Raw genomic sequence first — 12781 nt, 5'->3', positions numbered from 1 at the left:
CCGCCGCCCCCGCCCGTCCCGACTGCGGTGCCCGATCTTCCGACGCCCGCGGCAGGGGAGGAGATCCTGCTCTACCGTGTCGAGGTCCCGGTCTATTCGGCGGTTCCGCCGGTGGCCGAGCATCTGGCGATGACGACACTTGGTACTTTCCATGAACGGCGAGGCGAACAGAGCCTGTTGTCAAACACCGAACTCTCTCCGGTCTGGGGCCGTATCTTCGGCCAGGACGCGAAGATGGGCTGGTCGGGAACGGTTTCGCCGTCGTTCGACGGCACCTTGTTCGGGTTCCAGGGCGGCTTCGACGTGTTTGGCCAGGAAACCGCTTCAGGTGGCGTCGATCGTGCCGGCCTGTTCATCGCCTATGCCACCATGAACGGCGATGTGCGCGGCCAGGCGCTGGGGCAGAACGATCTGGGCGTCGGCGACATCGATCTCGGCGGCACCAGCGTCGGCGGCTACTGGACCCGTATCGGTCCCGGGGGCTGGTACCTGGACGGGGTCGTCATGGCCACTTTTTTCAGCGGCGATGCGACCTCGACCCGCGACATCGGCATCGATGTCAAGGGAACCGGCGTCACCGCTTCGCTGGAAGGGGGCTACCCGATCGCGCTGGCGCAAGGCTGGACGCTCGAACCGCAGGCGCAACTGATTTGGCAGCATCTATCGCTCGACGATGCCGAGGATCGCTTCGCGTCGGTTTCCTTCGATCTCGACGACAACGTCACCGGACGCCTCGGCCTGCGCCTGCAGGGCGAGACGACATTGAACGGCACCGTGCTGCAACCTTACCTCAAGGCCAATCTCTGGCACGGTTCCGGTGGCACGGATCACGTCAACTTCGACACCACCGACATCTCGACCGAAAGCCGCTCGACCTCGTTCGAATTCGGCGGCGGCGTGACCGCCAAGGTGACGGACAAGGTCAGCCTCTTCGCCACCGGCGACTACACCACCAATCTCGGCGGTGACAAGCGGCGCATCCTTGAGGGCAATCTCGGCGTCAGCATCAAGTGGTGAGACGGCGAAGCTGGCGCTGTTTTCGTGCGTAAAGTCGACGCCGCCCCTCATCCGCCGGCAGGCAGGTGAGGGGCAGCGCTAACGCTGTGCGTTGAGCGAATCCCCCTTGTTCAATTCCCTGAACGCATCGCCACTGTGGCGATGCCGGCGCCAACCAGCAGCGTGCCGCCGGTGCGGTTGAAGACGCGGATCGCCCTAGGGTTGCGCACAAGGTTGCGCGCTCGCGACGCGATCAGCGCGTAGCCGAAGGCATTGGCGAAGGCGAGCGCCAGGAAGGTCGTCTCGAAGATCAGCATCTGCGTCCAGAAATCGGCGTGCCGGTCGAGGAACTGCGGCAGGAAGGCGACGAAGAAGGTGATGCTTTTCGGGTTGAGCGCGGTGACCAGCCAGGCATGCCCCATCATCCTGGCGGAGGACACGGCATCGGTGCGCGGCTCGGCCTTGAGCGCGCCGCCGGCCCGGAACAGTTTTACGCCGAGATAGACCAGATAGGCAGCGCCGATCAGCTTCAGGATCGTGAAGACGGTGGCCGAAGCTGCCAGCAGGGCGCCGATGCCCAGCATGGACAAGGTCATCGCCGTGAAGTCGCCCAGCGCCACGCCGACGGCCATCGGCAGTGCGGTGCGCCATCCCTGGCCGAGGGCATAGGACACGACCAGAAGGATGGTCGGTCCCGGAATGACTAGGAGGATGGTCGACGCGGCAGCGAAGGCGGCCCAGTTTTCGAAGGACATGCTCGTCTCCTTTGAGCTCAAAGAAGAGGATAAATCCTTCGGTCCAGGAGAATGTAAAGCGGTTTGTTTCTACCCCCCCCCAACGGCAGTTCGGCGTCAGTCGAGCCGCCCGACAGGTTCACGATCTCGGCGAGAAGCTCGAGGTTGATCTTTCAGGTCTTGCACATGGGGGCCCCCGCTTTTGACACGCTGGCGCCGGGACTATGACCCGCCCGAGGTGATTTCGTGCAGGGCACGCTGGTTGGCGATACCGGAGAGGGCGCAATGGCGCCCAGCCTGTTCGCAAATGCAGGCAGCGCAAGGCCTTCACGCTTTATCAACCATGAATGATGAAAATGCTCGTCATCCGGCCGGACCGTGCTTCCCGCCGACAGCGTAGGGTTTGGGTACATGCGTGAGTTGCCGCAAGGTCTGAGGCCGCCGCGAAACGGCGACGCAATCGAAACCGATAGTCTTGTCTCCCGCCGCGCCGTTTTATCCGGGGCAGGGGCGTTGGCCTTGCTTGGCGCCGCCGGCTGCTCGACTTCGGGCGGCGGCCTGCCGGCGCTTGAGCTCGACGACACGGTCACCGGCTCTGTGCGGCCGATCCGGCCGAGCATCAGCGTCGACAAGAACGTCACCAGCCCCGACCTGATGTACGCGTCCCTGAGCGACGGCGGCTTCAACGTGCCCGAGGTGCCCTACCTCAAGATCAAGCCGGAATTCCGCCGCCAGATCGTCGTCGACCAGACGGGCGAAGCGCCCGGCACCATCGTCGTTCATCTCAATGAGCGCATGCTCTACCTCGTCCAGCCGGGGGGCGACGCCATCCGCTACGGGGTCGGCATCGGCAAGGACGGCTTCCGCTGGTCCGGCCGCGCCAACATCCAGTACGGACGGGAATGGCCGACCTGGACCCCGCCGCCGGAAATGATCGCCCGCAAGCCGGAATTGGTAAAATGGCAGGGCGGCCAGCCCGGCGGCCTCACCAACCCGCTCGGGGCGCGCGCTCTCTACATCTATCAGGACGGCAAGGACACCGGCTACCGCATCCATGGCTCGCCCGAATGGTGGAGCATCGGCCAGGCCATGTCGTCGGGCTGTGTGCGCCTGATCAACCAGGACATCATCGACCTCTACAGCCGCGTTTCCAAGAAGAACCCGGTCGTCGTCGTCTAGCTCAAGCCTCACCTCGCGGCCGCTGGCGCGGCCGGTCGTTTCTGCCGTTGCGCGATGGCCAAAGACAGGCGAAGGTGCCTGAAATCCAATCGCCCGGGAGAATTTCACCAATGGCCGGAACTTTCGTCATCGCGCAGGGCGGCGGCCCGACGGCCGTCATCAACCAGACCGTGGTCGGGGCGACGCTGGAGATCCGCAAGCGGCATCCCGGCGCCAAGGTCCTGGGCTCCATCCACGGCGTGCGCGGTATCCGCGACGGCAATTATATCGACCTCTCCGCCGTCCCGGAAGACCGCCTGCGGCTGATCGCCGGAACGCCGAGCGCGGCCCTTGGCTCGACGCGCGACAAACCGGATGCAGCCTATTGCGAGGTCGTCCTCGACGGCCTGAAGAAGGCCGGCGCGGATGCCTTCATCTACATCGGCGGCAATGACACGTCGGGCACGCAGCAGATCCTGACCGATGCCGCCGGGGGCAAGATCGCGTTCGTGCATGCGCCCAAAACCATCGACAATGATCTCGAGGAGAACGACCACACGCCGGGTTTCATCTCGGCGGCCGAGTTCGTCGCCGGCGCTTTCCTGTCCGTCGATCTCGATTTCCGCGCTCTGCCCGGCATCTATGTCGGCATCGTCATGGGCCGGCACGCCGGCTTCCTCACGGCCGCGGCCGCGGCTTGGCAGCTCGATCCCGACAGTGGTCCGCATCTCGTCTACGTGCCGGAGCGGCCGTTCTCGGCCACAGCCTTCATCGAGGACGTGCGCGCCACGCTCGACCGCCACAAGCGCTGCATCGTCGCCGTTTCGGAAGGGGTGAGCACCGCCGACGGCAAGGCGCTGGTTGAAAGCCTGGTGCCGCCCGAGAAGCTGGAGCGCGACCAGCATGGCAATGTCAAGCTATCGGGCAGCGACCTGCCGGCGGCACTCGAGCGGGCGCTCGCCGAAGGGCTGCCGGGCAAGCGCGCCCGCGTCGATGCGCTGGGCTACATGCCGCGCGGCTATGTCGGCGCCATCAGCGCCGTCGACGCGCAGGAGGCGTTCGACGCGGGAGCTTTCGCGGTCACCGTGGCCGAACAGGGCGGCGGCTCCGTGGCGCTGCAATATGACGGCACCAAAACCGTGCTGAAGAAGGTGCCGCTGAAGAACGTGGCCGGCAAGACCCGTCACATGCCCGAGAACTTCATGAAGCCGGACGCCAACCATCTGTCCGACGCCGGCATGGCTTACCTGAAGCGGCTGGTGCCGGAAAAATACAAGGTCGGAAAGCCCTTCGTCTGATGTCGGGACCATACTTGATTCCAGGCTCACACCTGATGCGAGGCTCACACCTGATGCCGGGCTCACGCTTGATGCCGGGCCGCTTCTGATGGAGAACTGGTTCAGCAGGAGCATCGTCGACGAGAAGACGACGATGCTGACCGAGCCGTTCGTGCATGACTATGTGCGCGCCAACATCTGGCATCTCACCGGCCGCGACGCCGACCTTTTGGTCGATACCGGCATGGGCATCTGCCCGCTGGCGCCGGAGATCGAAACCCGGGCCGGCAAACCGCTCATCGTCGTCGCCACCCACATCCATCTCGATCATGTCGGCTCGCTGCATGAATTCGCGCTGCGCGCGGGACCCAGGGTGAGTGCCGCGCAGTTCGAGAACATGGATGAGGCGGCGACCTACGCCTACATGTTCCACGACCTCGACGGCGCCGTCTCGCGACTGCCGGCACCGGGCTGGAAGGCTGCGGATTACAAGATCCCGCCAGCGCCGCTGACGCGCACCCTCGACGAGGGTGATGTCGTCGATCTCGGCGACCGCCGCTTCCGCGTGCTGCATCTGCCCGGGCATTCGCCGGATTCGATCGCGCTGTTCGACGAAGCAGACGGCCTGTTCTTCAGCGGCGACGCCATCTATGACGACCGGCTGATCGACGACCTGCCAGACTCCGACAAGTCGGCCTATTGCCTCACCATGCGGCGTCTGCTCGACCTGCCGATCCGCATCGGCCATGGCGGTCACGGCCCGAGTTTCGACGGCGAGCGCATGCGCGAGATCGCCTCGGCCTATCTCAGCCGAGCGGCTGGTCCATAAGCCGGCTCTAAAATTAAATCTTCGTAAGGTCGCCCGAAAACCCTAAATCGGGCCAATCCGCGCCCTAGATGCTGGTTTGTCGATCCGGCCGGCTGCCATGCGCGGCGAGACAGGCAATCCGGCTGTCGACAGCCGACGGGTGTTTTCCCCCGAACCATCCGCGGCCCAGGTTCAACTCTCGCCCGGACAGAACGACCATGTCACCCATAAGCATTCTTCGTAGACATCGCGTCGCGGCCCTGCTGGGCGCTGCGCTGATCATCTCTCCCATCGTGGCCTCCTTCGCCGAAAGCCCGAACGAGGTCCACAACGCCGTCGGTACGACACAGACCCCCGTAGCCGGCGTAGCGGCCCCGAACGGCTCCTTTGCCCCCATCGTGGCAGCCGACAAGCCGGCCGTGGTGACGGTTACGACCGTCATGAAGGGGCAACCGGACGCCATGAGCGATGCCTCGCCCCTGGACGGCGGCGGCTCGCCTTTCGACGATTATTTCCGCCAGTTCTTCGGCGACCAGGGCATGCCCGGGCCGAAAGCGCCGCCGCAGCAGTCGCAGCGCGCCGAAGCGCTCGGATCCGGCTTTATCGTCGGCGCCGACGGCACCATCGTCACCAACAACCATGTCATCGACGGCGCGAGCTCGATCAAGGTGACGCTTGACGACGGTTCAGAGCTTCCCGCCAAGCTGGTCGGCCGCGACGCCAAGAACGACCTTGCGGTGATCAAGATCAAGGCCGACAAGCCCCTGCCGACGGTAAAATGGGGAGATTCTGATAAGTTGATGCCGGGCGATCAAGTGCTGGCCTTCGGCAATCCGTTCGGCATCGGCACCACGGTCACCTCAGGTATCGTCTCGGCGCGCGGCCGCGATCTCCACAGCGGGCCGTTCGACGATTTCATCCAGATCGATGCGCCGATCAACCACGGCAACTCTGGCGGTCCGCTGGTCGATGTGAGCGGCAACGTCGTGGGCATCAACACCGCGATCTATTCGCCCAATGGCGGCAGCGTCGGCGTTGGCTTCGCCATTCCGTCCGACCAGGCGCAAAAGGTGGTCGCCAAGCTGATGAAGGGCGGCGAAATCGAATACGGCTATCTTGGCGTCCAGATCCAGCCGGTGACCCCGGACGTTGCCAGTGCCATAGGTCTCGATCACCCCGGCGGCGCATTGGTCTCCTCGGTCACCGAGGGCTCGCCGGCGGCCGCGGCCGGCATCCAGACGGGGGACCTCATCACCGGCTTCGCCGGCCAGGAGATAAAGGACCCCAAGGACCTGTCGCGTGCCGTCGCCGATGTCTCGCCCGGCAAGAAGGAAACGCTCGACGTCTGGCGCAATGGCAAAACCATGCAGCTTTCCGTCGACGTCGGCCGCAATGGCGACGATGCGCAGACCGCGTCGGTATCTGGTGATTCCGGCGCGCCGGGAAACGGGCAGGGCGCCCGCCTGCCGGCGATCGGGCTCGGCCTGATGGACATCACGCCCGATATTCGCCAGCAGATGAACCTCCCCGACAACCAGCGTGGCGCGGTGGTCGCCGCGGTCAATCCCAACAAGGCGGCGGCGGCTTCCGGCGTCCAGCCCGGCGACATCATTATCGCCGTCAACCAGATGCCGGTGAAGAGCGCCAGGCAGGCCACGCAGGCGATCGCGCAGGCCGGCAAGTCAGGCCGCAAATCGGTGCTGCTGCTGGTGGAACGAGGCGATGCCCAGATCTATGTCGCCGTGCCCTTCGCCAATGGCTGAGACATCGCGTTGACATGAATGCAGGGATGGCGGGCTTGTCGGTCGACGAGCCCGCCTCCCGGCCGGGGATTGACGCTTCAGGCCTTGAAATCCGGACCGCAAGGTAATACCTTCGGGAGACATGGTATTACCGAGGAACGAAGATGGCGACGACCGTTACAGCGAAGGGACAAGTGACCATCCCCAAACCGGTTCGCGATCTCCTGGAGATCGTCCCGGGAAGCAAGGTCGATTTCCGGCGCGCTGCCGATGGCAGCGTGGTGCTGACCCGTGCTGACAAAAAGCAGCCGGCGAGCCGCTTCGCCAAGTTGCGAGGTCATGCCGGCGAGGGGCTCACGACGGACGCGATCATGGCGCTGACGCGTTCCGAACGGTGACGCTCGTCGACACCAACGTTCTGCTCGACGTTGTTACGGACGATCCGAGCTGGGCGGATTGGTCGGTCGCCCATCTCGAGGCAGCGAGCCTCGATGGGCCGTTGTTGATCAATGATGCGGTCTATGCCGAGCTTGCCGTCCGCTACGCACGCATCGAGGATCTGGAGGCGTTTGTCGAGGCGGCCGGTCTAGAAATGGTTCCGATGCCAAGAGCAGCCCTCTTCCTTGCCGGAAAAGCATTTACACAATATCGCAGATCGGGAGGATCCAGGACCGGCGTGTTGCCTGACTTTTTCATCGGCGCCCACGCAGCCGTCGGACGCCTTCCGCTGCTGACGCGTGATGTCGGCCGCTACCGGACTTATTTCCCTTCTGTGACGCTGATCACTCCCTGAATGGCCGTCGGATTTCGCTCCAAAGCGTGTCGCATCGAAATGGGCTCATGCGACGCGCTTTAAGCGGCGTTGCAGACCGCCGAGCGCCGTCGGTCACGCCTCGATATCAAGCGCCGAAAGCGGCTTGGAGCAGCAGGCGAGAATGAAGCCGTCCTCGATCTCGTGATCGAGGATGCCGCCATTGTGGCTCATCTCGACCTCGCCCGAGAGCTTCTTGACCTTGCAGGTTCCGCACAGGCCGAATTCGCACGCGGCGGGGATTCTGACTCCCGAGGCGCGCGCCGTCTGCAGCACCGTCTGGCCGGCGACGCATGCGGCATCGACGTCCGAAATCGAGAACCGGATCGGCGTCGCGGCTTCGACAGGAATGGCTGCACCGTCTCCAGTCGGCGAGGCGAACGGCGCCGGGATTTCTTCCAGCAGCGGCGCTGCAAAGCTTTCCTGATGGTATCTCGCCATGTCGAAGCCGGCGGCTTCGAGCATGCCGCGCACGGCACGCATGAAGGGGTCGGGGCCGCAGCAGAAGATTTCGCGCTCTCGGAAATCGGGCGCCAAAAGCGGCAGCCGGATGGCGTCGATGCGGCCCATATGGCCGAACCAGCCTTCCCGGCTCGACCGCTCCTCGATCATGAAACCGAGCGACAGGCCGGGCATGCGGCTGCCGAGCAATTCCAGCTCCTTGCGGAAGATGATCTCTTCGGGGCGGCGGGCGCAGTTGACGAAGCCGACATCGGTCCATGGCGCGCAGTCATTCAGCCAGCGCAGCATCGACATCATCGGCGTCACGCCGGAGCCGGCCGAGATGAACAGATATTTGGCCGCCGGGTGGCTGTGCAGCGAAAAGTCTCCGGCCGGCCCATACGCCTTGACGTGCGAACCAGGCCTCAAATGGTCGAACATCCAGCGTGTGCCGGTGCTGCCGGCCTGCGCCTTCACCGTCACCGCGATCGAGAATGGCCGTGAAGGCGAAGACGACAGCGTGTAGGTGCGCATCAGCAACCCATCCGCTGTCGGCAGTTCCAGCGTCACGAACTGGCCCGGCTTGTAGCGGAACCAGGTCTGGTTGTCGGAGCGGAAGGTGAAGGTCTTTACATCAGGCGCCTCGTCGCTCACGCCGATCACTTCCAGCACCTGGAGCCTGTCGTTCCAGGGCGCCATCTGATCGAGATGGCGATAGAGGCCGAGATCCGTCATCGCATTCATCCCTTACCTCTCAAGCAACGCTGCGCAGGGCCGGCCGGCCGTCTTCGGCGAGGCGCGGACCGATGAAACGCGCGTACCAGTCGACGAACTGGATGACGCCGCCTTCGTGCAGTTCGGAATAGGGGCCGGGTTCATAGGCCGGCGACAGGATGCCGAAGGCGTTTTCCTCGACGATGCGACGATCCTGGCCGTTGGTCTCGGTCCAGACATGGGTGAGTTCGGCGAGATCATAGTCGACGCCCTCGACCGCGTCCCTGTGAACCAGCCATTTGGTCGTCACCGCGGTCTCGGTGGCGCTGATCGGCAGCACGCGGAACGTGACGGCGTGGTCGCCAAGGATGTGGTTCCAGGTCGTCGGATAGTGATAGAGCAGCAAGGAGCCGATGCGGTCGGTGGCAACGCCGTCGGACAGGTTCTTCTTGACCGCGCGTTTTCCCGTCATCGTATAACTGACGGCATCGCGCAGCAGCGGCGCGCGGGTGGCACGGTACTGTCCGGCCGGGTCGATGCGGAACCTGCTCGGCAGGCCTGCCGCCTCGCATTTGGCCCAGTGCGCCAGCATCTCCGGGTCGCCGTCGGCGTCTTGCACGCCAGTCACGGTCGGCGCCTCCGGGAAGGTCTTGCAGAGCTCCGGATGGTTGCCGGCGCAATGATAGCATTCGCGGTTGTTTTCCCAGACCAGCTTCCAATTGCCCTTCTCGACGATGGTGCTCTCGAAGGCGACCTTTGCTTCGCGCAGCCGATGCGGCAGCAAATAGGGTTCGATCATCGTCCGCATCGGCGCGAAATCCGCCGGCTCGTCGGCGAGGCAAATGAAGATGTAGCCGCCGACGCTTTCGCAGGCGACCGGCTTCAGGCCGAACTGGCTCTTGTCGAAACCCTCGGCCATCTGCCTGGCGAACAGCAGCCTGCCGTCCAGTTCATAGGTCCACTGATGGTAGGGGCAGACGAGCTTCGCCGCCGTGCCCTTGTCTGTGTTGCAGACGCGGCTGCCGCGATGGCGGCAAGAATTGTGGAAGGCGTTGATGTTGCCCTTCTGGTCACGCACCAGCACCACAGGATAGTCGCCGATCTGCACGGTGATGAAGCTGCCGGGCCGGGGCAGTTCGCAATCATGGCCGATGAACAGCCAGTCGCGGTACCAGATCAGCTCCATGTCGAGCTTGAAGTAGTCGGGATCGGTATAGAAGGGCTGCTCGAGCGAGAAGCCGTCCCTGCGGCCTTGCAGCCGTTTCAGCATGTCGTTGCGCGCATCCATGTCCTGTCCTCGCATTGAAGTCCTGTCCTCGCATCGAAGGACTGAACGGAGGGGAGAGAGGAAGGATCAAGCAGCGCGCCGGCTTGCGCCGGACATGCACCATCCGCCTCTTGACCGCCCGCCGCGATCAGTCGAGTCCAACATCTCGGGCTGGTTTCCGGGCTCTGGAGCTGTCCTTGCGGACTGTCGCGACACCTTCCCAGGCCTTTGCCCAGTGGTCTCCCGTTGCGACCTGAACTCCACCACCGTTGCGGGGGCAGCGCCGGATTCTGACCGGCTTCCCAATTCTCCGCCTCGTCGTCACGCGGCGGCACCTGAGATGGCAGGATCTAACCATGATCGCCGACTTGTCGTCGGCATGAAAACGACATCGCATCCATGCCGCGCGACACGCATTGGAAACGGCGCGGCCGCCGTTGCAGGGCAGAAAGCCTCAGGTCGCCGCCTCGGATTCCGTCTCGTGGCGGAGGCAAAAAAGGTTAACGGTTTCGAAAAGTGACTGTTAGCGCCCTCTAAAATCGAACCGAACGGTTCGTTTCTGTTGACGATGCGTGCAGGACGGTGTGAACACTGGGCCTTCGACACAGTTGGTGATCGCGCGACGCGTTTGCATAACCAACTGATAGTAAACAGAAAAAAACGAATGTTGAAGGCTCTGGCACAATTTCAAGTGGTGGAAACTTGGTCCACACGGAAAAACTTCGTGATTGGAAATGGCGGTATGGCTTTCCCACATCGGGGCTGTCCGAACGACGCGATTTCCTCCCAAGACACGCCGCTAGACGGACGGAAAAATACTGGAGTATCAAAAATGAAAAAGATCATTCTCACTGCCGCCGCCCTTCTGGCTGTTTCCGGCAGCGCCTTCGCTAGTAGCGACCATTATGGTTCGAATGCCCCTGCGGCCACCGCCGTCGACAGCTCGTACACCGCTTCGACCAAGAAGTCGGAACCGGCTGCCCAGACGCCTGTCCAGGGTGCCGATCGCAACCTCTTCGGCAACAACTAACAGCCGATCTCCAGTTGACGGCGGGCCTTCCGCCGTCCTGGCGAAATTTGAGAATTCAGGAGACTTGAAATGAAGAAGATCGTTCTTGCTGCCGCCGCCGTCCTGGCCGTGTCGGGCAGCGCTTTCGCCGGCAGCGACAACTATGGCTCCAATGGCGCCAACCAGCCCGCGGCCACTTCGACGGACAGCTCATACACCGCTTCGACCAAGACGCCGGCTCCGGCTGCCCAGGCACCTGTTCAGGGTGCCGACCATAACCTCTTCGGCAACAACTAACAGCCGATCCTGCAGCAGATGGCGGGCAAGCCCGCCTCTGCGGTGGAATTTGAGAATTCAGGAGACTTGAAATGAAAAAGATCATCCTTGCTGCCGCCGCCGTCCTGGCCGTTTCGGGCAGCGCTTTCGCCAGCAGCGACAACTATGGCTCCAATGGCGCCAATCAGCCTGCCGTCACCTCGGTCGACAATGCGCACACGGCTTCGATCCGCGACAGCGGCTCGCCGGTCTACAAGCTGCTCAATTCGTCGGGCGATGAACACAAGTCCGCCCCTCAGGGCAGTGACCGGAATCTCTTCGGCCACTAACAGCCGAAGCTGACACCAGACAGGAGCGGCGGGCTTTGCCCGCCGCTCCTTTTTTGCGTGACCGGCAATTAATTCATGGCCTGCTCTCAGGCCGCTTTCGCTTCCGTCTCGTGCAGCGCGAAGGATCGTCCATCCGCGTCGAAGATATGAAGGTCTCCGGCGTCGGCGCTCAGCCGCAGTGTCGCCCCGCGCTTGACCTCGACATTGCCCGGCAGCTTGGTCACCAGCGGCAGGTCGGCGCGGCCGATGTCGACATAGACGAGTTGCACCTCGCCGAGCTGCTCGACATAATCCACCGTTCCTTCGAACAGATAGTCCGTGCCGCCGGCGATCGTCAGGTCCTCCGGCCGCACGCCGAAGCTCACCGACGCGCCCTTGGCCGAGGCCGGCGTCGCGATCGGCACCGTAGCCTTGCGGCCGCCGACATGACTGATGACGGTCGGATTGCCCGATTTGTCGATGGTCGCCGGCAGGATGTTCATGGCCGGCGAGCCGATGAACTGGGCAACGAACAGATTGCCGGGTTTCTTGTAGAGTTCCATCGGCGTGCCGACCTGCTCGATATGGCCCTCCTTCAGCACCACGATGCGGTCGGCCAGCGTCATCGCCTCGACCTGGTCGTGGGTGACATAGATCATGGTGGTGTTGGGCATCGATTCCTTGAGCTTGGCGATCTCGATGCGGGTGGCGACGCGCAGCGCGGCGTCGAGGTTCGACAGCGGTTCGTCGAACAGGAACACCTTCGGGTTGCGCACGATGGCGCGGCCGATGGCCACGCGCTGGCGCTGGCCGCCCGACATCGCCTTGGGGAGGCGGTCGAGATAGTTGGTCAGCTGCAGGATCTCTGCCGCCTGGCGCACGCGCTTGTCTATCTCGGCCTTGCTTTCCTTGCCGATCTTCATCGAAAACGCCATGTTGTCGTAGACCGTCATATGCGGATAGAGCGCGTAGGACTGGAACACCATGGCGATGCCGCGTTTCGACGGCGGCACGTCGTTGACCACCTCGCCGGCTATTCTGAGCTCGCCCGAGGTGATCTCCTCGAGCCCTGCGATCGAGCGCAGCAATGTCGACTTGCCGCAACCCGACGGCCCGACGAAGACGATGAACTCGCCCGATTTGATGTCGAGGTCGATGCCGTGCAGAATGTTGAGATTGCCGTATGATTTCTTCACTTGCCTCAGCGTGACATCGGCCATGTTTCCCTCCAGTGGTCGCT

At 63.6% G+C, this 12781-nt stretch carries 14 protein-coding genes and 1 riboswitch; of the genes, 10 read left to right on the top strand and 4 right to left on the bottom strand.

Translation table 11 applies throughout. From position 1 onward, the window contains the following. Positions 1 to 1017, top strand: a 1017-nt coding sequence (locus FJ940_RS27570; RefSeq protein ID WP_140577979.1) for an autotransporter outer membrane beta-barrel domain-containing protein, incomplete at its 5' end; no start/stop codon positions are given. A 110-nt stretch (positions 1018 to 1127) separates the two neighbouring features. Here FJ940_RS27570 and FJ940_RS27565 read toward each other — a convergent pair. Then, on the bottom strand, positions 1128 to 1751 hold the full coding sequence (locus FJ940_RS27565; RefSeq protein WP_140517779.1) for a LysE family translocator: 624 nt from the start codon (positions 1749 to 1751) through the stop codon (positions 1128 to 1130). Between the two features lie 390 nt (positions 1752 to 2141). Between FJ940_RS27565 and FJ940_RS27560 the strand changes: the two genes are divergently transcribed. From FJ940_RS27560 to FJ940_RS27535, 6 genes are all read left to right on the top strand, one after another. Beyond that, complete coding sequence (locus FJ940_RS27560) at positions 2142 to 2909, top strand: L,D-transpeptidase (protein ID WP_140517780.1); 768 nt, start codon at positions 2142 to 2144, stop codon at positions 2907 to 2909. A 110-nt stretch (positions 2910 to 3019) separates the two neighbouring features. Beyond that, entirely contained in the window at positions 3020 to 4186 is a 1167-nt protein-coding gene (locus tag FJ940_RS27555; protein WP_140558908.1) for a diphosphate--fructose-6-phosphate 1-phosphotransferase, read from the top strand. Positions 4187 to 4274: 88 nt separating this feature from the next. Further along, the gene (locus FJ940_RS27550) at positions 4275 to 4994 is read left to right on the top strand and encodes an MBL fold metallo-hydrolase (RefSeq protein WP_140501235.1); all 720 of its coding nucleotides are present in this window, start codon (positions 4275 to 4277) and stop codon (positions 4992 to 4994) included. Positions 4995 to 5191: 197 nt separating this feature from the next. Then, entirely contained in the window at positions 5192 to 6736 is a 1545-nt protein-coding gene (locus FJ940_RS27545; protein WP_140558907.1) for a DegQ family serine endoprotease, read from the top strand. A gap of 143 nt (positions 6737 to 6879) precedes the next feature. Beyond that, positions 6880 to 7113 (top strand): AbrB/MazE/SpoVT family DNA-binding domain-containing protein, encoded by a 234-nt coding sequence (locus FJ940_RS27540; RefSeq protein WP_140517783.1) that lies wholly within the window; start codon positions 6880 to 6882, stop codon positions 7111 to 7113. Then, positions 7110 to 7508 carry a type II toxin-antitoxin system VapC family toxin gene (locus FJ940_RS27535; protein WP_140501230.1) on the top strand — a complete coding sequence of 133 codons (399 nt, stop codon included), beginning with the start codon at positions 7110 to 7112 and terminating at the stop codon, positions 7506 to 7508. The genes FJ940_RS27540 and FJ940_RS27535 overlap by 4 nt, the downstream gene beginning before the upstream one ends. A 93-nt stretch (positions 7509 to 7601) precedes the next feature. On the opposite strand, the gene FJ940_RS27530 is transcribed toward FJ940_RS27535, so the two are convergent. Then, on the bottom strand, positions 7602 to 8702 hold the full coding sequence (locus FJ940_RS27530; RefSeq protein ID WP_140658490.1) for a hybrid-cluster NAD(P)-dependent oxidoreductase: 1101 nt from the start codon (positions 8700 to 8702) through the stop codon (positions 7602 to 7604). Between the two features lie 19 nt (positions 8703 to 8721). Then, positions 8722 to 9969: an aromatic ring-hydroxylating dioxygenase subunit alpha gene (locus FJ940_RS27525; RefSeq protein WP_140658488.1), complete on the bottom strand. Its 1248-nt coding sequence runs from the start codon at positions 9967 to 9969 to the stop codon at positions 8722 to 8724. Positions 9970 to 10099: 130 nt separating this feature from the next. Beyond that, positions 10100 to 10302: riboswitch (cobalamin riboswitch) on the bottom strand. 478 nt (positions 10303 to 10780) lie between these two features. Here FJ940_RS27525 and FJ940_RS27520 point away from each other — a divergent pair. The 3 genes from FJ940_RS27520 (at position 10781) to FJ940_RS27510 (ending at position 11562) form a co-directional block, all read left to right on the top strand. Then, the gene (locus tag FJ940_RS27520) at positions 10781 to 10978 is read left to right on the top strand and encodes a DUF680 domain-containing protein (protein ID WP_140501224.1); all 198 of its coding nucleotides are present in this window, start codon (positions 10781 to 10783) and stop codon (positions 10976 to 10978) included. Between the two features lie 69 nt (positions 10979 to 11047). Then, on the top strand, positions 11048 to 11254 hold the full coding sequence (locus FJ940_RS27515) for a DUF680 domain-containing protein (RefSeq protein ID WP_140658486.1): 207 nt from the start codon (positions 11048 to 11050) through the stop codon (positions 11252 to 11254). A gap of 71 nt (positions 11255 to 11325) precedes the next feature. Next, complete coding sequence (locus FJ940_RS27510) at positions 11326 to 11562, top strand: DUF680 domain-containing protein (protein ID WP_140512784.1); 237 nt, start codon at positions 11326 to 11328, stop codon at positions 11560 to 11562. A gap of 86 nt (positions 11563 to 11648) precedes the next feature. Here the strand turns inward: FJ940_RS27510 and ugpC are convergent, their stop codons facing one another. Then, positions 11649 to 12761, bottom strand: coding sequence for a sn-glycerol-3-phosphate ABC transporter ATP-binding protein UgpC (gene ugpC, locus FJ940_RS27505; protein WP_140501216.1), 1113 nt, complete (start codon positions 12759 to 12761; stop codon positions 11649 to 11651). Positions 12762 to 12781 lie beyond the last annotated feature (20 nt).

Source organism: Mesorhizobium sp. B2-3-7 (assembly GCF_006442695.1).
Taxonomy (GTDB): Bacteria; Pseudomonadota; Alphaproteobacteria; order Rhizobiales; family Rhizobiaceae; genus Mesorhizobium.
Note: the sequence above shows the minus strand (reverse complement) of the source record. Positions and strands in the feature narration are given on the sequence as shown.

What these genes read in the sequence shown, in the direction of transcription:
- FJ940_RS27560 (WP_140517780.1), top strand. Translation starts at nt 2,142, where the DNA reads ATGCGTGAGTTGCCGCAAGGTCTGAGGCCGCCGCGAAACGGCGACGCA.
- FJ940_RS27555 (WP_140558908.1), top strand. Translation starts at nt 3,020, where the DNA reads ATGGCCGGAACTTTCGTCATCGCGCAGGGCGGCGGCCCGACGGCCGTC.
- FJ940_RS27510 (WP_140512784.1), top strand. Translation starts at nt 11,326, where the DNA reads ATGAAAAAGATCATCCTTGCTGCCGCCGCCGTCCTGGCCGTTTCGGGC.
- FJ940_RS27545 (WP_140558907.1), top strand. Translation starts at nt 5,192, where the DNA reads ATGTCACCCATAAGCATTCTTCGTAGACATCGCGTCGCGGCCCTGCTG.
- FJ940_RS27530 (WP_140658490.1), bottom strand. Translation starts at nt 8,702, where the DNA reads ATGACGGATCTCGGCCTCTATCGCCATCTCGATCAGATGGCGCCCTGG.
- FJ940_RS27550 (WP_140501235.1), top strand. Translation starts at nt 4,275, where the DNA reads ATGGAGAACTGGTTCAGCAGGAGCATCGTCGACGAGAAGACGACGATG.
- FJ940_RS27565 (WP_140517779.1), bottom strand. Translation starts at nt 1,751, where the DNA reads ATGTCCTTCGAAAACTGGGCCGCCTTCGCTGCCGCGTCGACCATCCTC.
- FJ940_RS27525 (WP_140658488.1), bottom strand. Translation starts at nt 9,969, where the DNA reads ATGGATGCGCGCAACGACATGCTGAAACGGCTGCAAGGCCGCAGGGAC.
- FJ940_RS27515 (WP_140658486.1), top strand. Translation starts at nt 11,048, where the DNA reads ATGAAGAAGATCGTTCTTGCTGCCGCCGCCGTCCTGGCCGTGTCGGGC.
- FJ940_RS27540 (WP_140517783.1), top strand. Translation starts at nt 6,880, where the DNA reads ATGGCGACGACCGTTACAGCGAAGGGACAAGTGACCATCCCCAAACCG.
- ugpC (WP_140501216.1), bottom strand. Translation starts at nt 12,761, where the DNA reads ATGGCCGATGTCACGCTGAGGCAAGTGAAGAAATCATACGGCAATCTC.
- FJ940_RS27520 (WP_140501224.1), top strand. Translation starts at nt 10,781, where the DNA reads ATGAAAAAGATCATTCTCACTGCCGCCGCCCTTCTGGCTGTTTCCGGC.